Below are 1,949 nucleotides of genomic sequence, written 5' to 3'. Positions count from 1 at the left end.
ATGTTAGCGCCGACGCAAAACTGACCCACCCACGCCGACTGAAAACTGACCCACCCGGGCGAGGATGGCGGTCTTTTGGAGGCCGCCTGGATGTTGACCCAGGAGGAAGCAGTGGAAGTGAGAGTGTTGGCCCGACAGGGCAAGGGAGTACGGGAGATCGCGCGGGCCCTGGGGATCTCACGCAATACGGTGCGGCGGTACCTGCGCGGGGCTGAGGCGCAGTACGCGCCCCGGCCGAAAAGGGCAACCAAGCTCGCGCCATACGAGGACTACGTCCGGGCACGGCTGGCGGCCGCGCACCCGGACGTGATTCCGGCCACGGTGCTGCTGCGGGAGCTGGCCGAGCAGGGCTACACCGGCGGTATCAGCCAGCTCAAGGCTTTCATGGCGCCGCTGCGCCGGGCGCCGTGCGATCCGGTGGTGCGCTTCGAGACCGAGCCGGGTGAGCAGATGCAGGCCGACTTCACGACGGTGCGGCGCGGCCGTGACCGGCTGGTCGCCTTCGTGGCGACGCTGGGCTACAGCCGCACGACCTACGTGCGCTTTGGCGATGACGAGAGCTTTCCGGCGTGGGAGGCCGGGCTGGTGGGCGCGTTCGACTACTTCGGCGGCGTGCCGCAGCACGTGTTGTTCGACAATGCCAAGCCGGTGCTGCTGGACCGCGACGTGTACGGCCCGGGTCGGCACCGGTGGAACCCGCAGATGCTGGCCTTGGCCGAGCAGTGCGCCTTCACCCCGCGGGTGTGCCGTCCGTACCGGGCGCGTACCAAGGGCAAGGTGGAGCGCTTCAACAGCTACCTGAAAGGCAGCTTCGTGGTGCCGCTGGCGGCGACCCTGCGCAGCGGCGGGCTGGGGCTGGATGTGCAGACCGCCAACCGCGAGGTCCGCCGTTGGCTGGACCAGGTGGCGAACCGCCGCATGCACGGCACCACCAAGGCCCGGCCCTGCGACCTGCTGGTGTATGAGCGCCAGCACCTGCAGCCGCTGCCGGGCGGCGTGATGATGCGATTGATGCCACCCGCCCCGCCCGCCCGGGTGCTGCCGTTCCCGTCGATCCAGCATCCGCTGTCGGTGTACGGCGAGTTGATGGAGGCGACGGCATGAACCTGCAGCACGACCGGGTGCAGGCGCTGTGCGAACAGCTGCGCCTGCCGGCGATCGCCGCCCAATGGCCGGCATTGGCCCAGCACGCGGTCGCGACCGAGACCAGCTACGGCGAGTTCCTGGAGCAGGCGTTGCAAGCCGAGATGGCCGCCCGCACCGAGCGCACCCGCCAGACCCTGCAGAAGCTGGCCACGCTGCCGTCGGTGAAGACGCTGGAGGCGTTCGACTTCGGCTTTGCCGCTGGCGTGTCCAAGCCGCAGGTGATGGAGCTGGCGACGCTGGCCTTCATTGAGCGCGCCGAGAACGTGGTGCTGCTGGGGCCATCGGGCGTGGGCAAGACGCACCTGGCGATCGCCTTGGCGATGCGCGCCGTCCACGCCGGTATCAAGACGCGGTTCCTGTCGGCGGCTGACCTGATGCTGCAGCTGGCATCGGCCAACAGCCAGGGCCGTCTGCGCGAGTACTTCAACCGCGCGGTGCTGGGCCCACGACTGCTGATCGTCGACGAGCTGGGCTACCTGCCGTTCGGCCGGGAGGAGGCCAGCCTGTTCTTCAACGTCGTCGCCAAGCGGTATGAGCGCGGCAGCATGATCCTGACCAGCAACCTGTCGTTCCCGCAGTGGGCCGGCGCATTGGCCGACGACGCGACCCTGACCGCGGCCCTGCTGGACCGCCTGCTGCACCACGCCCACATCGTGCCGATCAGCGGCGACAGCTATCGGTTGAAGGACAAGCGCAAGGCCGGAACGGTCCGGCCGCAGGGCACTACTTGAACGCCCAGGCTGGGTCAGATTTCATTCGGCGATAACGGGAACAAGTGGGTCACATTTGAATCGGCGTTGACA

General features: G+C 68.4%; 2 protein-coding genes. Both read left to right on the top strand.

Annotated elements, in window-relative coordinates; genetic code table 11:
- The first annotated feature begins 90 nt into the window (after positions 1-90).
- Positions 91-1,104, top strand: a complete 1,014-nt coding sequence (gene istA / locus N799_RS13985; RefSeq protein ID WP_036213932.1) for an IS21 family transposase — start codon at positions 91-93, stop codon at positions 1,102-1,104.
- Positions 1,101-1,877: an IS21-like element helper ATPase IstB gene (gene istB, locus N799_RS13980; protein ID WP_036213930.1), complete on the top strand. Its 777-nt coding sequence runs from the start codon at positions 1,101-1,103 to the stop codon at positions 1,875-1,877. The genes istA and istB overlap by 4 nt, the downstream gene beginning before the upstream one ends.
- The last annotated feature ends 72 nt before the right edge of the window (positions 1,878-1,949 follow it).

It is taken from the genome of Lysobacter arseniciresistens ZS79, from assembly GCF_000768335.1.
Taxonomy (GTDB): domain Bacteria; phylum Pseudomonadota; class Gammaproteobacteria; order Xanthomonadales; family Xanthomonadaceae; genus Novilysobacter; species Novilysobacter arseniciresistens.
The sequence above is the reverse complement of the archived record's forward strand: the minus strand, read 5'-3'. Positions and strand labels throughout refer to the sequence as shown.